19 protein-coding genes are annotated in these 21272 nt (G+C 68.7%); 6 read left to right on the forward strand and 13 right to left on the reverse strand.

The genetic code is table 11. The annotated features are described in order from the left end of the window. Positions 1–20: 20 nt before the first annotated feature. The 12 genes from ACIBTM_RS30270 to ACIBTM_RS30325 all read right to left on the reverse strand — a co-directional run bounded on the left by ACIBTM_RS30270 (position 21) and on the right by ACIBTM_RS30325 (position 11453). Positions 21–680: a hypothetical protein gene (locus ACIBTM_RS30270; protein WP_395880553.1), complete on the reverse strand. Its 660-nt coding sequence runs from the start codon at positions 678–680 to the stop codon at positions 21–23. Positions 681–719: 39 nt separating this feature from the next. Then, positions 720–1322: a hypothetical protein gene (locus tag ACIBTM_RS30275; RefSeq protein ID WP_395880554.1), complete on the reverse strand. Its 603-nt coding sequence runs from the start codon at positions 1320–1322 to the stop codon at positions 720–722. After that, positions 1319–1822 carry a hypothetical protein gene (locus ACIBTM_RS30280; protein WP_395880555.1) on the reverse strand — a complete coding sequence of 168 codons (504 nt, stop codon included), beginning with the start codon at positions 1820–1822 and terminating at the stop codon, positions 1319–1321. The genes ACIBTM_RS30275 and ACIBTM_RS30280 overlap by 4 nt, the downstream gene beginning before the upstream one ends. Continuing rightward, positions 1807–3000 (reverse strand): MCE family protein, encoded by a 1194-nt coding sequence (locus ACIBTM_RS30285; RefSeq protein WP_395880556.1) that lies wholly within the window; start codon positions 2998–3000, stop codon positions 1807–1809. The genes ACIBTM_RS30280 and ACIBTM_RS30285 overlap by 16 nt, the downstream gene beginning before the upstream one ends. Beyond that, positions 3000–4055 (reverse strand): MCE family protein, encoded by a 1056-nt coding sequence (locus tag ACIBTM_RS30290; RefSeq protein WP_395880557.1) that lies wholly within the window; start codon positions 4053–4055, stop codon positions 3000–3002. The genes ACIBTM_RS30285 and ACIBTM_RS30290 overlap by 1 nt, the downstream gene beginning before the upstream one ends. Then, positions 4055–5047, reverse strand: a complete 993-nt coding sequence (locus ACIBTM_RS30295; RefSeq protein ID WP_395880558.1) for an MCE family protein — start codon at positions 5045–5047, stop codon at positions 4055–4057. Before ACIBTM_RS30295 ends, ACIBTM_RS30290 begins: the two co-directional genes overlap by 1 nt. Further along, the gene (locus ACIBTM_RS30300; RefSeq protein WP_395880559.1) at positions 5044–6033 is read right to left on the reverse strand and encodes an MCE family protein; all 990 of its coding nucleotides are present in this window, start codon (positions 6031–6033) and stop codon (positions 5044–5046) included. The genes ACIBTM_RS30295 and ACIBTM_RS30300 overlap by 4 nt, the downstream gene beginning before the upstream one ends. Further along, positions 6030–7037: an MCE family protein gene (locus ACIBTM_RS30305; protein WP_395880560.1), complete on the reverse strand. Its 1008-nt coding sequence runs from the start codon at positions 7035–7037 to the stop codon at positions 6030–6032. Before ACIBTM_RS30305 ends, ACIBTM_RS30300 begins: the two co-directional genes overlap by 4 nt. After that, complete coding sequence (locus ACIBTM_RS30310) at positions 7034–8299, reverse strand: MCE family protein (RefSeq protein ID WP_395880561.1); 1266 nt, start codon at positions 8297–8299, stop codon at positions 7034–7036. The genes ACIBTM_RS30305 and ACIBTM_RS30310 overlap by 4 nt, the downstream gene beginning before the upstream one ends. Further along, positions 8296–9147, reverse strand: coding sequence for an ABC transporter permease (locus tag ACIBTM_RS30315; protein ID WP_038509575.1), 852 nt, complete (start codon positions 9145–9147; stop codon positions 8296–8298). The genes ACIBTM_RS30310 and ACIBTM_RS30315 overlap by 4 nt, the downstream gene beginning before the upstream one ends. Then, positions 9147–9941, reverse strand: a complete 795-nt coding sequence (locus tag ACIBTM_RS30320) for an MlaE family ABC transporter permease (protein WP_395880562.1) — start codon at positions 9939–9941, stop codon at positions 9147–9149. Before ACIBTM_RS30320 ends, ACIBTM_RS30315 begins: the two co-directional genes overlap by 1 nt. Before the next feature lie 516 nt (positions 9942–10457). Continuing rightward, positions 10458–11453 (reverse strand): LLM class flavin-dependent oxidoreductase, encoded by a 996-nt coding sequence (locus ACIBTM_RS30325; RefSeq protein ID WP_395880563.1) that lies wholly within the window; start codon positions 11451–11453, stop codon positions 10458–10460. 185 nt (positions 11454–11638) lie between these two features. On the opposite strand from ACIBTM_RS30325, the gene ACIBTM_RS30330 reads away from it, so the two are divergent. After that, on the forward strand, positions 11639–15433 hold the full coding sequence (locus ACIBTM_RS30330) for a helix-turn-helix domain-containing protein (RefSeq protein ID WP_395880688.1): 3795 nt from the start codon (positions 11639–11641) through the stop codon (positions 15431–15433). A gap of 354 nt (positions 15434–15787) precedes the next feature. Here ACIBTM_RS30330 and ACIBTM_RS30335 read toward each other — a convergent pair whose 3' ends face one another. Beyond that, positions 15788–17902: a HelD family protein gene (locus ACIBTM_RS30335; protein WP_395880564.1), complete on the reverse strand. Its 2115-nt coding sequence runs from the start codon at positions 17900–17902 to the stop codon at positions 15788–15790. A gap of 122 nt (positions 17903–18024) precedes the next feature. Between ACIBTM_RS30335 and rsmD the strand changes: the two genes are divergently transcribed. The 5 genes from rsmD (at position 18025) to ACIBTM_RS30360 (ending at position 21244) form a co-directional block, all read left to right on the forward strand. Further along, positions 18025–18579 (forward strand): 16S rRNA (guanine(966)-N(2))-methyltransferase RsmD, encoded by a 555-nt coding sequence (rsmD, locus tag ACIBTM_RS30340; protein ID WP_395880565.1) that lies wholly within the window; start codon positions 18025–18027, stop codon positions 18577–18579. Between the two features lie 52 nt (positions 18580–18631). Next, a complete protein-coding gene (gene coaD / locus ACIBTM_RS30345) occupies positions 18632–19114 on the forward strand; it encodes a pantetheine-phosphate adenylyltransferase (RefSeq protein ID WP_016336395.1) in 483 nt (160 codons plus the stop codon). Positions 19115–19213: 99 nt separating this feature from the next. Beyond that, positions 19214–19906: a ribonuclease domain-containing protein gene (locus ACIBTM_RS30350; protein WP_395880566.1), complete on the forward strand. Its 693-nt coding sequence runs from the start codon at positions 19214–19216 to the stop codon at positions 19904–19906. A 67-nt stretch (positions 19907–19973) separates the two neighbouring features. Continuing rightward, positions 19974–20489 (forward strand): SigE family RNA polymerase sigma factor, encoded by a 516-nt coding sequence (locus tag ACIBTM_RS30355; protein ID WP_395880567.1) that lies wholly within the window; start codon positions 19974–19976, stop codon positions 20487–20489. Next, the gene (locus ACIBTM_RS30360; RefSeq protein WP_395880568.1) at positions 20489–21244 is read left to right on the forward strand and encodes a hypothetical protein; all 756 of its coding nucleotides are present in this window, start codon (positions 20489–20491) and stop codon (positions 21242–21244) included. The genes ACIBTM_RS30355 and ACIBTM_RS30360 overlap by 1 nt, the downstream gene beginning before the upstream one ends. Positions 21245–21272 lie beyond the last annotated feature (28 nt).

Below are 21272 nucleotides of genomic sequence, written 5' to 3' on the forward strand. Positions count from 1 at the left end.
AGGCCTTCACGGACTTGAGGTCAGGACAGGTTCGACTTCATGCTCAGGTTGATCGTGTTGTCGGGACCGGAGATCAACGCACCCAGCGCGAGGTCGTTGATGAAGCAGTCCTTGAACTCGGGAATGGTGAACGTCCCCGAGGACGGGATGGTCGGCGCGAACAGGTCGACGTTCTTCGACACCAGGGTCAGGTCGAGCGGCGTGACCGTCTTGCAGGCGTTCGGCACCGTCGGGAGCGGGATGACCGGCCAGAACAGGCCGACCACGATGTTGTCGATCAGCATGTTCGCCTGCGAGTGGGTGGTCAGGTCGCCGTTGGCCAGCGTGCCGGTGACCGGGCCGGTCGGCTCGATCCGCACGCGGGCCTTGATCTTGAAGACCCCCGAGACCAGCGAGATGTTCGCCGTCGAGGGCGGCAGGGCCAGATCACCGCGGATGCCGACGTTGTCACCGTCGATGACCAGCGCGCCGTCGAGCTGACCCGGGCCGAGGTTGAGGGTGCCGCCGGTCTTCTTCACCGTGGTCGTCCCGGTGACGGTGTAGGACACCGGGATCTCCACCGGATCGTCCGCCAGGGCCGGGGTCGCGGCGAGGCTGCCCGCCATGGCGAGCGCGGAAGTGAGCGCGACGACCGTGCCGAGACGGCGACGGGCTGTTTGAGGGCGCGTTCGACCGAACATGGGTTTCTCCTCGTTTTCTCTCCTGATTTACAAAGCGGATTACCTGGGGACGAGATCGGTGATGACCCAGTTGTCGCCTTCGCGTTCCGCGGTGATCGAAAGCTGCGCCGCGGCCGCCGTCGAAGAATTGTTGTCGGCCCGGACGGCCGCTTGATCGAGGAATACCAGCAGCCTCGCTTTACCGCCGCCGAGTTCCTGGACGGCGGATGAGGAGACACGGGTGGTGAGGACGAGTTTCTGCGCCGGGGCCTTTTCCCTGACTTGGGCGAACAGCCGGTTGTAGGAATCCAGAGCCTTTCCTCGGAGCACCGCGGCCGCCGCCTTTTCGGTGACGTCGGTCCGGTCGTAGGAATAGGAGAAGATCTTGTCGAGCGCCACCGTCACCACGGAATTCACCTCGGCCGTCGCCCCGACATCGGTGAGCGCGGTGTTGGCCGCCGACGGCGTCGCGGAGATCGACTTCGCCTCCAGCGTGAACCACACCCCGGCCGCCGCCAGCACGGCGGCCGCGACCAGCAGGATCAGTGACAGGTTCGGCCGGCGGGACGGCTTCCGGGCGGTCTCTTCGGTGGTCTCTTCGACCGTGGCCTCGGGCTCGGTCTCCGTAGTGGCATCGGCGTCGGTATCGGCCGTGGCGGTCATCGCGCACCCACCGGCAGCTGGTCGAGCGCGCTGAGCTTCCAGCCCTCGTCCGTCCTGGTCAGCCCGGCGGCGAAGCGGTTGCGTTTCGTCGTCGGCGCCGCGCCTTCCTTCGCCATCGTGATCTCCACCGAAGCCAGCATCTTGGCCGTTCCCGCGTGGTCGTCGAGTTCGCTGATCGCCGCGTCGAGCACCTTGCCCGTCGAGACCGTCGCGTCCTGGGTGAGTGTCCGCCGCGTCGCGTCGTCGGTCTTGCCCAGCTGATCGCGCAGCGGGCCGGTGGACGCGGCGAGCCAGTCGGCGATGCCCTGGTCGACGCGGTGATGATCGAGGCTGGTCAGCCGGGCGACGAGTTCGCGCCCGGACTTCAGCGCTTCGTCGCGCGAGTTCCCGTAGGACACGGCCTCGGACGCCGTCGCGGTGAACCAGGTGTACCCGGCCCACCCCGCGAACGCGCAGGCCGCGGCGAACACCGCGATCGCGATCTTCAGTTTCGCAGCCACAACATCTCCTCGAGGCTGGTGGACGTCGGCTGGCCGTCGGCGCCGAAACCGCCGGGGATCGCGGCGGGCGGCACGCCACCCTTCGGCGCGTTCTGCGAGCCGCGGACCGAACTCGGGTTGCCCCGTTCGAGCGTGCACGCGGCACTCGTGTTGAACGGCAGCGGTGAGAGATCCGCGCTGTCGCGGATCCTCGTGCCCTCGTAGCCCTTGGTGCACGGCATCGGGTCGAAGAAGGTCAGGACCAGCCCGATCTTCCCGGACTGCTCGTCGACGGCCGCGTCGACCGCGGACACCGCCTTCGGGGTGTTGATCAGCAGCTGCCGGAGGCCGTCGGTGCGCGCCGAGAACACGTGCGACGTGGTGAGCAGGTTCGCCAGCAGGATCGGCAGGCCCGGCTCGTTGTCCTTCAGCAGCCCGGAGAGCTGCGTCGCCGCGTCGGGCGCCGTCGCGATCAGCCGCCGCAGGTCACCGTCCGAACGGGACAGCTGCTCGGCGAACTGCTTGGCGTTGCCGCTGAACCGCCGCCAGGCCTGCGACGAGTCGACCTGGGTCTTCAGCACGGTCGAGCCGTCGGTGATCAGCTTCTCCGTCTGCGGCAGGTGATCCGACGCCTGTTTGGTGAAGTCGGTGGTGGAGTCCAGCAGCACCTGCAGGTTCGCCCCGGAACCGCGCAGGGCGTTGTCGAGTTCGTCGACCACGGTCCGCAGATCCTCGGTCGGCACGGACGCGGTCAGCGAGTCCAGATCGGTCAGCAGATTCTGCACCGGCAGCGGTACGGCCGTCGCCTCGCGCGGGATGACCGAACCTTCGGCGAGGAACGGCCCGTCGCCGGTCCGGGGTTGCAGGTCGACGAACTGCTCGCCGACCGCGGACCGGTTCGCCACGACCGCCCGCGAGTTCGCGGGGATCGGGGGCGCGCCGTCGTCGATCAGCAGATCCGCCTCCATCCCGCCGTCGGTGAGCCGCAGTTCGCCGACCCGGCCGACGGCGACGCCCCGGTAGGTCACCTCGCCGTTGGTGAACAGGCCTCCGCCGTCGGTCAGCGCGAGCTTCACGGTGTACCCGCTCGCGCCGAAGAGCCGGCCGAGGCCCGCGTAGTTCGCTCCGACGAACGCCGTCGTCGCCAGGGCGAGGATGACGAACGCGATCACCTGGATCCGGACACGGGTGGTGAGCATCAGCTACCTCCGGAGGACGGCAGCGGCAGGGTCGGGAGTCCCGGCGGAACCCCTTCGCCCGGGGGAGGGAGTTCGACGCCCGGCGCGGGGATCATCGTGGCGTAGACGTTCAGGTAGTCGCCCTTGATCCCGTCGCGGACGGCGTCGGTGAACGGGAACGTCGGCAGGATCTCCAGCGATTTGGGCAGGCTCTCCCCGGCGTCGGCCAGCCGTTTCAGGATCGGCGCGAGCGCGGTGAGGTCCGCGACGAGGTCGGCGCGGCTCTTCTTGATCACGTCGACGCCGACCCCCGAGAGCCGGTCCAGCGACTGCAGCATCGAGACGAGCTGAGTGCGCTGATCGGAGAGGCTCTGAAGGCCGGGGGTGAGATCGGTGAGCGCGCCTTCGACCTGCTTCTTCCGGTTCGCCAGCGTGGCCGAGAGCTGGTTGAGCCCGTCGAGCGCCGAGGTGATCTCCGAGCGGTGGGAGTCCAGGTTGGACACCAGCTGCTCCACAGTGGACAGGAAGGAGCGGATCTCCTCCTCGTTGCCGTCCATCACCTTCGACAGCTCGCGGTTGATGGTCTGCAACTGGCCGATCCCGCCACCGTTGAGCAGCAGGGACAGCGCGCCGAAGATCTCCTCGAACTCCGGGTTGCGGTTCGTGCTCGCGACGGGGATCACCCCGCCGTCGCCCAGCCTGCCCTCGGCCTTCGCCGCGCTCGGGGCGAGTTCGATGAACTTCTCGCCGAGCAGGCTGGACTGCCGAAGCCGCGCGATGGCGTTGGCGGGCAGATGGACGTCGCCGTTGACCGCCAAGACGGTCTCGGCCGTCCAGCCGTCGTCGGCGAGCCTGATCGTCTCGACCCGGCCGACCGGGACGTCGCCGACCTTCACCGCGGCCTGCGGGACCAGGTCGAGCACGTCGGCGAACTGCACGGTCACCCGGTACGGATGGTCGCCGATATCCGCGCCGCCGGGCAGCGGCAGGTCGTAGACGCCCTTGAAATCCGACGAGCAGGCCGTGAGCGCGACACAGCACGCGGTGAGCGCGGCGATCGCCCGTTTCGTGGCCATCAGCGCCCCCCGGTGTAGGTGTCGCCGGCGACGGACAGCGGGAGCGGGGGGTATTCGAGCATGTTGCCGCGGCTCTGCAGCTTGCCGGTCTTCGGGTCGACGGCTTCGAGCACGTTCGTCACCGCCAGCGGGATCGTGTCGAGGCTCTCTGCCAGCGCGGCGCGTTTGTCGACCAGCGTCCCGGTGGTCACCGCGAGCTTGTCCACATTGGATTTGATCAGCGCGCGGTTCTCCTTGATGAACTGCTGGATCTCCGCGAGCGCGCCGCCGAGGCCGTTGAGCGCGCGGGCGAGCTCGTCCTTGTTCGCGGCCAGCGTCCCGGTCACCGAGGCGAGCTGCTTGTTGACCTCGCTGACGTTGCGGTCGTTGGTCGCCAGCATCGAGGTGAACCGCTGCAGCTCGTCGACGGTGGCGAACAGGTTCTGCGAGTTCCCCGACAGGGTCCTGGCGAGGTCGGCGAAGTTGCGCACCGACTCGTTGAACGGACGGCCGTTGCCCTGCAGGTTCTTCGCGCCGGTGCGCAGCAGCTCCGAAAGCGCGCCGTCGGCGTTCGCCCCTTTGGGGCCGAGCGCCTTGGCGAGCGTGTCGAGGCTGGAGTAGAGCTGGTCGAGTTCCACCGGGGTGCCGGTGCGCTCGACCGGGATCACCGCACCGTCGTTCAGCCGGTTCCCCGCGCGGGTGAGCTTGGTGAACTGGACGTACCGGTCCGCCACCACGCTCGGCGCCACGACCAGGACGTTCGTGTCGGCGGCGATCGGCGTCGCGCCGTCGACGGTCAGCACGACCTCGACCTGTTCCCCGCGTGGATTCACCGATTCGACCTGGCCGACCCGGACGCCGAGCACCCGCACGTCCGATCCACTGTAGACACCGACGGCGCGTGAGAAGTACACGGTGACGCGGTCGAGCCCGGCGCCGGAGAAGATCCACCAGAGGCCGCCGACGACGGCCAGCGCGAGCACGAGCGCGAGGGTGACGAATCTGCTGATCACCGCCGGCCTCCCGGGATCTTCGGGGTGCAGGGGTCCCGGTTCTCCGGGACGAGGCCGCACAGGTAGCCGTCCACCCAGCGCCCGTTGCCGAGCGAGTTGTTCACCACGCGGAAGTACGGCGCGGCGAGGTCGAGGCTCTTGGCGAGATTGTCGTTCTGCCGCTGCAGGATGTCGGTCACCTCTCCGAGCTGTCTGAGCGCTCCGCCGAGCTGGTCCTTGTTGTCCTTCACCAGTCCCGAAAGCTGGGTGGCGAGCTGCTGCGAGCCGGTCAGCAGGTCGTGGATCGCCTGACGGCGGCGGTCCAGTTCGGTCAGCAGGAGATTGCCGTCCGAGAGGAGCTTGGCGAAGTCGTCGTTCGAGTTCGCGAGCGTCGTGGTGAGCCCGTGCGCGTTGGACAGCAGGCTGGCGAGTTCGCTGTCCCTGGAGGACACGGTCTTCGACAGGGACGTCAGCCCGTCGAGCGCCTTCTTGATGTGCTCGGGCGAGTTCTTGAACGTGTCGGACAGCGTCGTGAAGCTCTCCGCGAGCTGATCGGTGTCGATGGCGCCCGCGGTGTCGGCCAGCCCGTTGAACGCCTCGGTGACGTCGTAGGGCGTCACGGTCCTGGTGCGCGGGATGATCTGTTTCGGGTTCTGCACCGCGCCACCGGTCGGGCGCAGCGCGAGGAACTTCCGGCCCAGCAGGGTCTTGATCTTGATCTCGGCGGCGGTCTTGTCGCCGACCCAGGCGTCCTTGACCCGGAAGCTGACCACCACGTGGTCTTCGGCGAGCCGGACGTCGCTCACTACGCCGACCTTGATCCCGGCAATGCGGACTTCGTCGTCCTCCTGCAAGCCGGCCGCTTCGGAGAACTCGGCCTGGTAGGTGGTTCCGGAGCCGATGATCGGGAGGTTCTCGTAGTTGAGCGTCGCGGTCAGCACCGCGCCCGCGACGGCGCTGCCGACGAGACCGACGACGATCGGATTCCGTTCCTTGAAGGGTTTCACGACGTGCACCTCTCCGCCGTCGCCGGGACCCCGCGGGGAGGCGTGGTCTTGAGGACGGCCGAGCACAGGTAGAAGTTCATCCACGATCCGTAGGAGCTGATCCGCCCCAGTTCGTTCAGCTTCCCCGGGAGGACGGTGAGGACGCGGTCGACTTCGGCCTTGCCTTCCTCGGTCGTCAGCTGACCGGAGAGCAGGCCGAGGCCTTCGATGCTGTCCTTGAGCGGCTTCCTGCCCTGTTCGAGCAGACCGGCCGTGGCGGTGGTGAGTTCCGCGAGCCCCGAGACGGCCTCCCCGATCTCGGTGCGGTCACCGGCGAGTCCGATCACCAGCTCTTTCAGCGTGGAGACCAAAGTGGACAGCGCGTCGCCCTTGCCGTTGATGCTCTTCAGCACCGTGTCCAGGTTCGTGATCACCTCGCCGATCACCTTGTCGCGGCCGGCGAGCGTGGTGGTCAGCGAACCGGTGTGCGCCAGCAGGCTTTCCACCGTGCCGCCTTCACCCTGCAGTACCTGGACGATCTCGCCGGAGAGCTGGTTGACGTCCTTGGGCGAGAGGGCCTGGAACAGTGGTTTGAAGCCGTTGAACAGTTCCGTGAGATCCAGCGCGGGTGTCGTGCGCTCCAGCGGGATCTCCGCTCCTGGCTCCAGGAGTTCGCCGGTGCCCTTGCCGCGTTCGAGGGCGATGTAGCGCTGGCCGACCATGTTGCGGTACTTGATCACCGCGGTGACATCGGCGGGCAGCCGGCGCTGGGAGTCGAGGGAGAACTCGACGCGGGCCAGGCTGTGGTCGGCGATTTCGAGTTCCTCGATCTGGCCGACCCGCACCCCGGAGATCCGGACGTCGTCGCCGACGTTCAGCGACGTCGCGTCGAGGAATTTGGCGCTGTAGTTCTTGGTGTCGCCGAGGCCGGTGTTCGTGATGGACACCGCCAGCAGCACCGTGGCCAGCGTCGTGATGACGACGAAGATCAGCCCCTTGATCAGGGGGCTCACGAAGTTCCTCATCGCAGGGTCACCTCCGTGCCCCGGTAGAGCGGGCCGACGAGCACACTGCCCCAGGCGGGCACCTCGGCGGTCGGGACGCCCATGGACGGCGCGACCAGCGTGGAGATCAGTTCCCGTTCCTGTGGCGAGTTCGGCAGGCCCAGGTCACCCTGGACGCCCGGCAGCGCGGCGGTCTTCTCGCCGGTCGCCGCGATCCCTTGGCCCATCAGGCCGTTGGACGGATAGCAGCGGGGTTCGCCGGTGGCGTTGTAGACCGGATCGTCCTTGCCGGGGACGTATTTGCCACGAGGCTGGGTCACGACGATCTCCGCGTGCAGGCCGGGTTCGTCGGTTCCGGCGCCCAGCACCTTGTCCATCTGCGGCTTCAGTTTGGCGAGCGCGTCGAGCGTGCAGGCGAAACTCGGCGAGTACTTCGCGGCGACCTCCAGCGGTGCCCTGCTGTCGGCGGCGAGCGCGATGATGTTGGCGCGGTTGTTGGCGAGGAACGTCGTGACCTGCTGGGACGACGACGTCACCTGCTGGTACACCGCTGCCAGCTCGGCCCGTTTCTCCTTGACCGTGTCGAGCGTGACGGCCGAGGCGCTCAACGCGTCGAGCAGATCCGGCGCGATGTCGCCGTACAGCCGGGAGACCGTGGCGAGGTCGCGGATGTTGTCGTTCAGCGCCGGGAGGTTCGGGTTGAACTCCTTCAGATACGCGGCCGCGGTGGCGAGTGTGTCGCCGATCTGGTCGCCGCGGCCCTCCAGCGCGGTGGCGACCGTGGTCAGCGTGGTCGCGAGCTTCTGCGGCTGCACTGCCTTGAGCAGCGGCAACAGATTGTCGAAGACGCGCTCCAGCTCGATCGCGTTGGCCGACCGGTCCTGGGTGATCACGTCGCCCGAGCTCAAGGGCCCGGCCTTCGATCCGTCCGGAATGGACAGTTGCACGTACCGTTCGCCGAAGAGCGTCTTCGGCACGAGCAACGCGGACACGTTCTTCGGCAGCTGGGAGACCTTCCCGGGCTCCATGGCCAGATCGATCTCCGCGCCGCCCGGCGTGGCGCGGACGTCGCGGATCTCACCGACCACCACGCCGCGCGCCTTGACCTGCCCGCCGGTGCGCAACTGGTTGCCGACCCGGTCCGCCTGCAGCGTCACCGGGACCGACGTGACGAAGTCCTTCCGGTAGATCTTGATCGACAGCAGCACGAGGGCGGACATCACCACGAGGAACAGCACCCCGGCCGTCCTGACCCCGGCTTTGCGCAGCCCGCGCCGGCTCATCCGGCCACCTGCACCGTCGTGGTCGCGCCCCAGATGGCGAGACTGAGGAAGAAGTCCAGCACGCTGACCGCCACGATCGCGGTCCGCACGCCACGCCCGACGGCGACCCCGACGCCCGCCGGGCCGCCGCTCGCGCGGAAGCCGTAGTAGCAGTGGGCGAGCACGATCACGACGCTGAACACCAGCACCTTGCCGAACGACCAGAGCACGTCGCCCGGCGGCAGGAACAGCAGGAAGTAGTGGTCGTAGGTGCCCGCGGACTGGCCGTAGAACCAGACGGTGATCTGGCGCGACGCGAGATACGAGGTCAGCAGCCCGATCGCGTACAACGGGATGACCGCGAGGAAACCCGCGATGATCCGGGTGGTCACCAGATACGGGACGCTGGGGATGCCCATCACTTCGAGCGCGTCGATCTCCTCGGAGATGCGCATCGCGCCCAGCTGCGCGGTGAACCCGCAACCGACGGTGGCCGACAAGGCGAGCCCGGCCACGAGCGGCGCGATCTCGCGGGTGTTGAAGTACGCGGAGACGAACCCGGCGAACGCCGACGTGCCGACCTGGTTGAGCGCCGAATACCCCTGGAGCCCGACGACCGTGCCGGTGAACACGGTCATCCCGATCATCACGCCGATCGTGCCGCCGATGACCGCGAGCGCGCCGCTGCCGAAGCTGACTTCGGCCAGCAGGCGGGTGATCTCACGCAGGTATCGGCGCACCGCGCGCGGCACCCAGGCGAGTGCCTTGAGGAAGAAGAGGATCTGGTCGCCGAGCGTGTCGAGGAACCCGAACCGGCGATCGACGGCTTCGCGGACCCGCGTCGCGCGGGTGGGTGTTGTCGTGACCATCAGCTGCCCTTCGCCGGGACGAGCTGCAGGTAAAGCGTCGTCAGCACGAGGTTCAACAGGAACAGGAGGAGGAACGTGATGACCACGGATTGGTTCACCGCGTCACCGACGCCTTTCGGGCCGCCTTTCGGATTGAGCCCGCGATAAGAGGCGACGATCGCCGCGACGAAACCGAAGACGACCGCTTTGAGCTCGCTGATCCAGAGGTCCGGGAGCTGCGCGAGAGCGGAGAAACTGGCCAGATACGCACCCGGTGTCCCGTTCTGCATGATGACGTTGAAGAAATAACCGCCGAGGACGCCGACCACGCTGACCATTCCGTTGAGGAATGCGGCGACCCCCATCGCGGCGAGCACCCGCGGCACGATCAGGCGCTGGATGGGGGAGACCCCGAGCACCTCCATCGCGTCGATCTCCTCGCGGATCGTGCGGGACCCGAGGTCCGCGCACATCGCCGAGCCGCCCGCGCCCGCGATCAGCAACGCGGTCACGATCGGGCTGGCCTGCTGGATGATCGCCAGCACACTGGCCGCGCCGGTGAAGGACTGCGCGCCGATCTGGGCGGTCAGCGAACCGATGTGCAGCGCGATCACCGCGCCGAACGGGATCGCGACCAGCGCCGTCGGGAGGATCGACACACTCGCGATGAACCAGAACTGCTGGATCAGCTCGCGTGCCTGGAAGGGCCGCCGGAAGGTCAGGCGGACGACGTCGAGGCCGAGTGAATAGAGCCTTCCGGTCTCCCTGATCGCACCCGCGCCGGGGAATGAGGGTGCGCCAGTCTTCACGCCCACGCCGACCCTCCCGTTTTCCGGGCACGGCGAATACACCCCAGCTTGCGCAATTCCTATGCTCCGAATGGCGGAACGGAATCGTTGAATAGGATCAACGGGGTGTTACCGTGCTGTTTGCTACTGGTCGGTACGCTAATCACGCGCCTGCCTGGTGACAAGAACTTCGGTGTGATCAAGACGTCACGTCCTGGTAACCGGTTAATTCTTGTCTTTTTCTGACAAAGGCGAGCGGGGATCTTGTCCGTTCTTTCGTGTTCGGTGGGGCGTTGGTCCGTTCGGGGCGCGGGGTGGTTCTGGGTCGGTCCTCGACCTGCTTCGAAGTCGGTCGCTCACGTGTCATGAAAGGGTCGTTCAGGACATCTTTCGTCCTGAACGACCCTTTCATGACACGTGCCGCGGTGCCGCCTCCCGCGCCCTGCGAACCCGCCGCCTCCACCGAGCCCGGATGCCATGAACGGTCCGTTCCTTGCGAAATTTGCAAGGAACGGACCGTTCATGGCATCTGCGGGAAGCCGGTCAGCGCGCCAGTTCGGAAACCAGCTCGTACGACCGCACCCGGTCCGCCTGGTCGTGCACCATCGTCGTGATCATCAGCTCGTCGGCGCCGGTATCCGCCAGCAAGGTCTCCAGTCCCTTGTGGACCGTCTCGGGCGAGCCGATGATGCTGCTCGAAGCCCGGTCCTCGATGAACACGCGCTCGATGTCGGTGTACGGGTACGCCGCGGCTTCCTCCGGCGTCGGCAGCGGGATGGGGCGGCCCTTGCGCAGGCTGAGGAACGTCAGCCCGCTCGGGGCGGCGAGGTACTGGGCGCGCTCGTCGGTTTCGGCGGCCACCACGGAGACGCCGAGCATCACGTACGGCTCGTCGAGGACGTCCGACGGTTTGAACGCGTCACGGTAGAGCGCCACGGCGGGCAGCGTGTTCTCGGCGCTGAAGTGGTGTGCGAACGAGAACGGCAGGCCCAGCTCGCCGGCCATGCGCGCGCTGAAGCCGCTCGATCCGAGCAGCCAGACCGGCGGCTTGTTGCCCTCGGCGGTCACGGCGTTGACGGCGCGCTGGTCGGAGTGCTCGAAGTAGGCCAGCAGTTCCGCGAACTGCTGCGGGAAGTTCTCCGCGGACAGTCCGCCGGGGCCGCGCAGCGCGAGCGCGGTCCGCTGGTCGGTGCCCGGCGCGCGCCCGATGCCGAGGTCGATCCGGCCGGGGTGGAACGCCTCCAGGGTGCCGAACTGCTCGGCCACCACCAGCGGCGCGTGGTTCGGCAGCATGACCCCGCCGGAGCCGACCCGGATGCGCTCGGTGGCGGCGGCGACCTGGCCGATCATCACGGCGGTCGCGGAACTCGCGATACCGGGCATGTTGTGGTGCTCGGCGAGCCAGTACCGGTGATAGCCGAGGGCTTCGGTCCGGCGGGCGAGGTCGAGGGTGTTGCGCAGCGAATCCGCCACACCGCCTCCGGCCACGACGGGCGAGAGGTCGAGCACGGACAGCGGGATGTCAGGCAAAGAGGTCACGCCCCGGTACAACGCGGCGGGCCCCCGAACCCTTCCCCGCACCTGTCAATCGATCGAAATTAACCGCCTCGATGTACCCGGTACTCGACGGAGTTCGACCGTTTCCACGGTACGGTTGCCCCGAATGCGAGGGTGGGAAAACCACTGAAAAGAAAGGATTAAGAGTGCCACGTCCGGAGAGACCTTTGGACCCCGGGGACGATCCGTTGCTGGAGTTCGCCGCCGATCTCCGGCGTCTGCGTGAGAAGGCCGGAAACCCGACGTACCGCGAGCTGGGCAGGCGTGCCCACTACTCCGCGGGAACCCTCTCCGAAGCCGCCGGCGGGAAGAAGATGCCCAGCTTGGCGGTGACGTTGGCCTACGTCCGGGCGTGCGACGGCCCCGAGGAGGAGTGGACGGCCCGGTGGCACGACGTGACCGAGCGGACGCGCGGCGGAGTCCGTGATTCACCGATCGCCCCGGCGAATGGGGAATCGGCACCTTATATCGGCCTGACCGCATTCGGGCCGGACGACGCGAGCCGATTCTTCGGTCGCGAACGACTTGTCGGAAAACTCGTCGCGAGGCTTTCGGATCAACGATTCTTGGCGGTTCTGGGGGCGTCCGGTTCCGGTAAGTCGTCGTTGCTGCGGGCGGGGCTGCTCCCCGCGCTCGCCGAGAGCTCCGTGACCATGCTGATGACCCCGGGGTCGCGGCCGCTGCAGGAGTGCGCCGTCCAGTTCGGCGCCGCGCTCGGGCTCGCACCGGGCGGGCTGCTCACCGAACTCACCGAGCATCCGCGCAACCTCGGCCTGGCCGCCCGGCAGCTGGTCGCCGACCGCGAGGGCGACGTCGTGCTGGTCGTCGACCAGTTCGAAGAGGTCTTCACGCTCTGCCAGGACGTCGATGAGCGGGCCGCCTTCCTGTCGGCGCTGGTCACCGCGACGACCGAGCCGGAGAGCCGGACGCGGGTCGTCCTCGGCATCCGCACCGACTTCTACACCCACTGCGCGCGGCATCCCGAGCTGGTCGAGGCCATGCAGGACGCGCAGATCCTCGTCGGCCCGATGAGCACCGAGGAGCTGCGGCAGGCCATCTCGCGGCCGGCGATCGACGCCGGGTACCGCGTCGAGAACGCGCTGGTCTCGCGGCTCGTCGCCGACGCGACCGGGCAGCCCGGCGTGTTGCCGCTGCTGTCGCACGCGCTGCTGGAGACCTGGCGCCGCCGCCACGGCAACACCCTCACCCTCACCGGCTACGAGTCCACCGGCGGGATCGAACGGTCGGTCGCGCAGACCTCCGAGCACACCTTCACCGCGCTGAGCGAGCACCAGCAGCGGCTGGCGAACCAGATCTTCCTACGGATGACCGCGCTCGGCGAAGGCACCGAGGACACCAAACGCCGCATCACCCGCGAAGAGGTGGACGCCGACGACCCGGACGTCGCCGTCGTGCTGGACAGGCTGGCGTCCTCGCGGCTGGTCACCCTCGACGACAACGGCATCGAGATCGCGCACGAGGCGCTGATCCGGGGCTGGCCGCGGCTGCGCGAATGGCTCGCCGAGGATCGCGAGGGCCTGCGCGTGCACCGCCAGCTCACCGAGGCGACCGACGCGTGGGAATCGGTCGGCCGCGACGACGGCTGGCTCTACCGCGGCGCGCGGCTCTCTATCGCCAGGGACTGGGCGGGGGAGCACGAGAGCGCGCTTTCCCAGCGTGAGCGCCAGTTCCTAGAGGCGAGCGTGGCGATCGAGAACCACGAGCAGGCCGTCGCGCGGCGCCGCACCCGGCGGTTGCGTCAGCTGGTCGCGCTCCTGGCGGTCCTGCTGGTGCTGGCGACGGCCGCGATGGTGTACGCCGTCCGGGCCGAGCAGACCGCGACCGCCCAGCGCAACAGCGCGCTCGCGCAGAAGGTCGCCGGGCAGGCCATCGAGATGCGGATGACGAACCCGGCGCTGGCCGCGCAGCTCGCGCTGGCGGCGTACCGCGTCGATCCGAGCGTGGACACCCGCGGCAGCGTGCTCGCGATGTTCGAGTCGCCGTACTCGACCCGCGTCCGAGGGCACGGCCACCGGGTCAACGCGACCGCACTGCGCGGCGACGGTCAGGTGATGGTGACCGGTAGCTGGGACCAGACGGCCAAGCTGTGGGACATCAAGGATCCCCACCGCCCGAGCGAGCTGGCCACGCTGACCGGGCACACCGGCAACGTCAACTCGGTGTCCTTCAGCGCCGACGGTGGCGCGGTCGCGACGGCGGGCTGGGACAAGACCGCGCGGCTGTGGAACGTCGCCGATCCGGCGAAACCCGGGCCGGGGGTACTGGTCGGGGAGCATCCGGGCCGGGTCAACGCGGTGGCGTTCAGCCCGAAGGCCGCGGTGCTCGCCACCGCGGACGGCGAGGGCACGGTGCGCCTGTTCGACGTCCGCGACCTCGCGAAACCGGTACTGGCGGCCACCCTCACCGGGCACACCGGCAACGTCAACGGGCTCGCCTACGCCCCCGACGGGCGGACACTCGTCTCGGCCGGCGCCGACAAGACCACGCGACTGTGGGACGTGGCCGACCCGCTCAAGGCCAGGCCGCTCGGAGTGGTGACCGGGCACACCGCCGGTGTCCACTCCGCGGCGTTCAGCCCGGACGGGCGGACGCTCGCCACCGCGAGCATCGACCAGACCGCGCGGTTGTGGAACGTCGCCGACCCGATGGCGCCGTCACCACTGGGGACCATCGACACGCACAAGACCATCGTGCGGTCCGTGGCGTTCAGCCCCGACGGGACGACGCTGGCCACGACCGGTTTCGACCGCGCCGCGCGGCTGTGGGACGTCACCGATCCGGCGAAGCCGCGCCAGAAGCCGGCGCTCGTCGGGCACACCGCGGCCGTGGTCTGGGCGGTGTTCTCCCCGGACGGCCGCACGCTGGTGACCGCGAGCGACGACCAGACGGTGCGGCTGTGGGATCTGCCGGGCCCCGCGATCAGCGGCCCGGCGAGGTCGGCCTGCCGGGCGGTGTTCAGCTCCGACGGGAAGCTGCTGGCCACCGGTAGCCAGGACGGCGTCGTGCGACTGGTGGACGTCTCCGACACGCGGAACCCGCGGGAGGTGGGCAAGGTCGCCGGGTTCGGCCAAGGTGTCTGCGGTCTCGCGTTCAGCCCGGACGGCCGGGCGCTCGCCGCCGGTTCCTGGGACCACACGATGCGGCTGATCGACGTCACCGATCCGCGCAAGCCGGTCGACGTGGGCGTCTTCTACCGCCCGGAGGACGACATCGACCCCGTCGCGTTCAGCCCGGACGGCCGGACGCTCGCGACCGCGGGTTCCGGGCACACGGCGAAGCTGTGGGACGTCGCCGACATCCGGCGGCCCGTCGAACTCGCGACGCTCACCGGGCATGACGACGACGTCCATTCGATCGCGTTCAGCCCGGACGGCCGCACCCTGCTCACCGGGGGCTGGGACCACACCGCCCGGCTGTGGGACGTCTCCGTGCCGAAGGCACCGAAGCAGCTTTCAGTACTGAAGGGACACTCCGACACGGTGTTCTCGGTGGCCTACAGCCCGGACGGGAAACTCGCCGCCACCGGAAGCGCCGACCGCACGGCCCGGCTCTGGGACGTGACGGATCCGGCGGCACCCCGGGAGGCCGCGCTGCTCGCAGGGCATACCGACAACGTCATCTCGGTCGCGTTCAGCGGCGACGGGAAGACCTTCTCGACCGGCAGCTACGACCGGTCCGTGCGACTATGGGATGTCTCCGATCCGGGATCGGTCCGCGGTTCGGCGAACCTGACCGACGACGTCGACCGGGTCAACGCCGTGGCGTTCGCCCCCGATGGGCACACTCTCGCGGGCTCGGTCGCGGACGGCAGCGTGCGGTTGTGGGAGACCAGCCCCGAGCGGGCGGCCGAACGCATCTGCGCGACGGTGTACCCGCGGATCACGGCGGACGAGTGGGAGCAACACCTGCCGGGGCTCGATTACGCGCCTCCGTGCCCCTGACGACGGCCGATTCGTTGTTCGGCGTTGTTGTTCGGTGGAATCGCCGTGACACCGAACAACGAAGAGGCGCTAGAAATACCCCTGGACGTGCGATGCGTCCCCACATCGTTCACTCACCGGGGGTCTGAAGGGCTCCTTCAGGGCATTCACCAGTGTCCTGAAGGAGCCCTTCAGCTTTTTCGCGCTCGCCCCGTTGTGTTCGCCGCCCGATCACGCGTGTCGTCCAGCTGATCACGCGTGTCGTCCGTCGAGGCACGCCGACTCGCGTGCTCGAACCCCGAACTCGCGTGCTCGAACACGTAACACGCGTGATCAGGCGGCGAACTCACGTGATCAGATGGACGACACGCGTGATCAGGCGGCCGGGATCCAGTCGGGGTTGGACGCCAGGACGGTCAGCTGCTGGGTCGCGCGGGTCAGCGCGACGTACAGCACCCGGCGGCCGGTGGTCGACTCCGTGATGAGGTCGTTCGGCTCCACCAGCACGACCGCGTCGTATTCGAGGCCCTTGGAGTCGAGGCTGCCGACGACCTTGAGCCGCTCGTCCGCGAGTTCGGCGAGCCAGCCCTCGACCTCGGGCACCCGGTCCATGGCGGTGATCACGCCGACGGTGCCTTCGACGGCCCCCATCAGTTCCTTCACCTCGGCCTGTGTCGCCGCCTCCAGCCCGGAAGCCTCGACGGGCCGGACCTCCGGCGTGATGCCGGTCTGCCGCACCGCGCGCGGAAGCTCGTCGGCCTCGGCGTGCCCGGCGACGACCTTCGCGGCCAGGTCGAAGATCTCCGCCGAGTTCCGGTAGTTGGTGCGCAGGGTGAACCGGCGCCGGGTCGTCTTGAGCCCGAACGCCTGGTCGCGCGCCATCGCGGCCTCGGCCGGATCCGGCCACGAACTCTGCACCGGGTCGCCGACCACGGTCCAGCTCGCGTACTTGCCGCGCCGCCCGACCATCCGCCACTGCATCGGCGAGAGGTCCTGCGACTCGTCGACGACCACGTGCGAGTACTCGTCGTAGTGCTCGGGCCGGGTCGGGGCGCCGCCACGCTCCGGGTTGACCTCGATGTTCTGGCGGGCCCGGCGGCTCTTGGGCGGCGTGCCGATGAGGACGCGCAGCTCGTCGAGGAGCGCCACGTCCGCGATGGTCCAGCCGCGCGAGCGGTCGGCGAAGTCGGCCGCGAGCATGCTGATCTCGTTGCGGTTGAGCAGGCCCTTCGCCGCGGAGGCGAGCCGCTTCTCGGTGCCGAGCCACCGCAGGATCTGCGCCGGGTACAGGATCGGCCACCAGACCACCAGGAACCGGTGGAACTCGATGCGCTCGCCGAGCTCGGTGATCAGCTCGGCCTTGTCGATCTGACGGCCGTCGTCCTTCGCGTGCTGCTCGGCCTTCGCGGCGAGCGCGTCGAGCAGCAGTTCGGCGGCGCGGATCCGCGACCGGTTCGGCGGCCCGCCCGCGGTGTGCACCTTGCGGCGCACCTTGTCGAGCTCGCGCGCGTTGAGCCGCAGCACCTCGCCGCGGTAGACGATCTTCATGTCCTCGGGCGCGTCTTCCGGCGTGTCCCGCAGCGCGCGCAGCAGGATCTTCCGCATCCGCAGCGATCCCTTGATCGCCGCCAGCGGGGCCGGGTCCTGCCGGGTGGCTTCGAGGCCGTCGAGGACCTCGCCGAGCGCGCGCAGTTCGACGTTCGTCTCACCCATCGACGGCAGCACCCGCGAGATGTAGCTGGTGAACACCCCGGACGGGCCGATCACCAGCACGCCGGCGCCGCCGAGCTGGCGGCGGTGGCGGTAGAGCAGGTACGCCGCGCGGTGCAGCGCGACCGCGGTCTTGCCGGTGCCGGGTCCGCCGGTGATCTCGGTGACACCACGCCACGGCGCCCGGATGACCTCGTCCTGTTCCTTCTGGATGGTCGCGACGATGTCCCGCATCTTCTCGCCACGCGACCGGCCGAGCGCGGCCATCAGCGCGCCTTCGCCGACGATCTGCATCCCGTCGGGGACCGCGTCGGCGATCAGGACGTCGTCGTCGACGTCGAGCACGTTCTGGCCGGAGCACCGGATCACCCGGCGCCGGACGACGTCCATCGGCTCCTCGGCCGTCGCCTGGTAGAACGCCGCGGCCGCGGGCGCGCGCCAGTCGGTGACGAGGTTGTCGAACTCGGCGTCGCGGATGCCGAGCCGGCCGACGTAGATGTGGTCGTTGTCGAGGTGGTCGAGCCTGCCGAAGACCAGGCCCTCGTACTCCGCGTCGAGGGTCTGGAGGGTCTGATTGGCGTGGTACACCATCATGTCCCGTTCGAACAGCATGGACGCCTGCTCGAAGATGGCTTCCCGCCCGGCGCCATGGCCGATCTCGTAGCCCTTGGTACGCATGGCCTCAGCCTGGGCTCGCAGTTCGGCGAGCCGGGTGTAGACGGTGTCCACATGGGCTTGCTCGATGGCGATCTCGGCCCGTCTGACCCGAGGTTCGGACACGCAACGCTCCTAAACGCTTCTATCGCCTCCGAGGGCGAAGGACGACTCTACGCGAGCTGGGCGGAGGCTTCACCAAGTCCCGGCCAACGTCACGGCGGAAGGCGTTGAGGCACGATGCTCCAATGACCAGGATCGTGGCGGGGACCGCGGGCGGCAGGCGGCTGAAGGTCCCGCCGAAGGGCACGAGGCCGACTTCGGAACGTGTGCGCGAGGCGCTGTTCAACGCGCTGGAGGTCGCCGGCGAGCTGCAAGGGGCCCAGGTCCTCGACCTTTACGCCGGTTCGGGCGCGCTCGGGCTGGAGGCGTTGTCCCGCGGCGCGTCGGGCGCGCTGTTCGTCGAGTCGGACCGGCGCGCGGTCGAAGTGCTCAAGGGGAACGTCGCCGCGCTGGGACTCGGCGGCGCGGTCCGGGCCGGGGCCGTCGAGTCCGTCGTGGCCGCTCCGGCACCGGAAACGTTCGACATCGTCCTCGCCGACCCGCCCTACGCCGTGGATTCCACCCGCCTGGGGGAGGTCATGGCCGCGCTCGCGGCGGGCCGGTGGATCACGGACGGCGCGCTGGTGGTCATCGAACGGGCGGCGCGGGACGGCGAGCCGGACTGGCCGCCGGGCTTCGAGCCGACGCGGACGAAGCGGTACGGCGACACGGCGCTCTACTGGGCCGAATATCAGGTGTGACGCCGCACCGATGAGCGCGCAGGAGGCCGTCGGCCTTGGTAGCGTCCGCGCCATGCGGCGTGCGGTCTGTCCCGGGTCCTACGATCCGGCCACCAATGGACATCTCGACATCATCGAGCGGGCGGCGAAGCTGTTCGACGAGGTCGTCGTCGCGGTGGGGGTGAACAAGAGCAAGAAGGGCCTGTTCACCACCGAGGAGCGGATGGACATGCTGCGCGAGATCACCGCGAAGCTGCCGAACGTGCGCGTCGATTCCTGGCAAGGACTCCTGGTCGACTACTGCCGCGAGAACGACATCATCGCGGTCGCGAAGGGCCTGCGATCGGTCAGCGACTTCGACTACGAGCTCCAGATGGCGCAGATGAACCGTGAGCTGACCGGGCTCGAAACCCTGCTGATGGCGAACAACCCGGCGTACGGGTTCGTGTCGAGCTCGCTGGTCAAGGAGGTCACCGCGCTCGGTGGCGACATCGAGCACCTGGTGCCGCCGATAGTGTTCAAACGCCTCTCGGAGAAGTACTCCGAACGAGGTTGACCCGAACGGCCGAAGCCGTTGGTCGGGCAGTCGCGGGCGGCGATGAAGAGTTCATCTCGACGCCTTCTGGTGAATACACGATCGGGTTACGGTCCGAAAATGACCAACAAACGATCGCGGATCGCCGCCGCGCTGCTCGTTCTGCTTGTCACCTTCTTCGGCGGGGTCGGGGCCGCGCAGGCCACGGCCGCCCCGGTCTCCGTCCAGCAGAACCCTTGTGGGGATCTCACCGGGTTCAAGCACGTATCGCTCTCGTCGCTGCCCGCCGAGGCGACGACGACCTACGACCTCATCAAGAAGGGCGGGCCGTTCCCGTACCCGGACAAGGACGGCACGGTCTTCTCGAACAGGGAGAACATCCTCCCGAAGTGCGCTTCGGCCTACTACCACGAGTACACGGTCCCGACGCCCGGTTCGCCCGACCGCGGCGCGCGGCGCATCGTCACCGGTAACGGCGGCGAGTTCTTCTACACCGCCGATCACTACAAGACCTTCTCCGTGATCGACGTCGACGGCACCCCGGCGCCGTCCTGCGGCGACACCTCGAAGCTGACGAAGATCGGCTACTCGACGCTGTCGTCCGCGGCGAAGTCCGTGGTGGACAAGGCCCGCGGCGGCGCGACCGGGACGGTCTACGAGAACCGCGAAGGTGTGTTGCCGTCGTGCGCCGCCGGGTACTACCAGCTGTTCCCGGTGGGCACGAGCGACCGCGTGATCTCCGGCAAGGGCGGCGAGATCGTCTACACGCCGGACCGCTACGTCACCTTCAAGCTGGTGAACCTCGCCGGCTGATCCGTCCGTGCAACGTTTCGTGCCTCCCCGTCCGTGAGATACACCGGAACACGGACGAGGAGGCACGATGCGGTCTGGGGACGATGCGAGCTTCAGGGAGTTCGCCAGGGACAAGGCGCTACCGCTCAGGCGGACGGCGTATCTGCTCTGCGGCGACTGGCATCTCGCGGAGGATCTGGTCCAAACCGCGCTCATCAAGCTCTACCGGGTCTGGCCGAAGGTCCGCCGGAAGGGGCCCGTCGACAACTACACGAGGCAGATCCTGCTGCGCTGCTGGCTCGACGAGCGGCGACGACCATGGCGGAACAGAGAGAACCGCGACGGTGTCGTCCCCGAAGAGCCCGTGGCCCCGGCCGACGCCGGGATCTCGGATTCGCTGCTTCGCGCCCTCGCCGAAGTTCCCCCGAAACAGCGCGCCGCCGTCGTGCTGCGCTACTGCGCCGATCTCCCGGTCGCGGAGGTCGCCGTCGCGCTGCGCTGTTCGGAAGGGACGGTCAGGAGCCAGGCCGCGCGAGGACTCGACGTCCTCCGCGCGGCCCTGCAGAGACAGCACGACGAGGCTGTCTCCGGGAGGAGCGCGTGATGGACGAACTCGAAAACAGGCTGCGCGGGATCACCTTGGCCGAGCCCCCGCTCGGCTTCGACCCGGACGAGGTCGCCGGGAAGGCGACGAAGAAAGTGCGGAACCGGCGAGGGGTGGTCGCCACGGGGGTCGCGACACTGGCGGTGATCGCGGCGGCGGTGGTCTTCGTGGCGCCCGGGGGTGGCCCCGCGCCGCTGGCGCCGGCGGCGTCGCAGGCCGCACCGAAGGACCCGCTCCAGCATCTGAAGGACGTGATGCCGAAGGTGCTCACCGGCGCGAAGGACATCGAAGTGCGGGCCTTCGTGGGGTACGGGGACCTGAAGACCTCGGAAGTCAGGTACATCGATGCCGAAGGGAGGCCGCGGGGCGTCAACCTCACGATCGCCGGTCCGGTGACCACGAAGGACGGATATCCGCGCGAAAACCGGTGTGACCCGGCGAAGAGGGCCGACGCGATCGGGTCGGATCGCAAGCCGACGAGGTGCGTGGAACTTCCCCAGCCGGACGGGAACTTCGTGGTGATCTCCGAAACCGCGCCGAAGTCGGCGGAATCGGACGGCGACGTCATCCTCGGTCAAGGTTTCACGACCGGGAGGGTCGTCACCCGCGGCGCGATCGCCTTCCCGCCCAGCGGCGGTGGCTCGGTCAACATCGCCGATCTCGGCACGCTGGACGACGGCGACCGCGGTGCCCCGTCCTTGACCGACCAGCAACTGCTCGCGTTGGTCCTGGATCCGGCGTTCGCCCCGAGGTGATCATGGCGCGCGGTACCGGCGGGGACAC

This window comes from Amycolatopsis sp. NPDC049868, from assembly GCF_044461365.1.
GTDB lineage: Bacteria > Actinomycetota > Actinomycetes > Mycobacteriales > Pseudonocardiaceae > Amycolatopsis.

Excerpts from the sequence above, each read along its gene's own strand:
- ACIBTM_RS30270 (WP_395880553.1), bottom strand. The coding sequence starts at position 680 with ATGTTCGGTCGAACGCGCCCTCAAACAGCCCGTCGCCGTCTCGGCACG.
- ACIBTM_RS30275 (WP_395880554.1), bottom strand. The coding sequence starts at position 1,322 with ATGACCGCCACGGCCGATACCGACGCCGATGCCACTACGGAGACCGAG.
- ACIBTM_RS30285 (WP_395880556.1), bottom strand. The coding sequence starts at position 3,000 with ATGCTCACCACCCGTGTCCGGATCCAGGTGATCGCGTTCGTCATCCTC.
- ACIBTM_RS30290 (WP_395880557.1), bottom strand. The coding sequence starts at position 4,055 with ATGGCCACGAAACGGGCGATCGCCGCGCTCACCGCGTGCTGTGTCGCG.
- ACIBTM_RS30305 (WP_395880560.1), bottom strand. The coding sequence starts at position 7,037 with ATGAGGAACTTCGTGAGCCCCCTGATCAAGGGGCTGATCTTCGTCGTC.
- ACIBTM_RS30310 (WP_395880561.1), bottom strand. The coding sequence starts at position 8,299 with ATGAGCCGGCGCGGGCTGCGCAAAGCCGGGGTCAGGACGGCCGGGGTG.
- ACIBTM_RS30315 (WP_038509575.1), bottom strand. The coding sequence starts at position 9,147 with ATGGTCACGACAACACCCACCCGCGCGACGCGGGTCCGCGAAGCCGTC.
- rsmD (WP_395880565.1), top strand. The coding sequence starts at position 18,025 with ATGACCAGGATCGTGGCGGGGACCGCGGGCGGCAGGCGGCTGAAGGTC.
- coaD (WP_016336395.1), top strand. The coding sequence starts at position 18,632 with ATGCGGCGTGCGGTCTGTCCCGGGTCCTACGATCCGGCCACCAATGGA.
- ACIBTM_RS30350 (WP_395880566.1), top strand. The coding sequence starts at position 19,214 with ATGACCAACAAACGATCGCGGATCGCCGCCGCGCTGCTCGTTCTGCTT.
- ACIBTM_RS30355 (WP_395880567.1), top strand. The coding sequence starts at position 19,974 with ATGCGGTCTGGGGACGATGCGAGCTTCAGGGAGTTCGCCAGGGACAAG.
- ACIBTM_RS30360 (WP_395880568.1), top strand. The coding sequence starts at position 20,489 with ATGGACGAACTCGAAAACAGGCTGCGCGGGATCACCTTGGCCGAGCCC.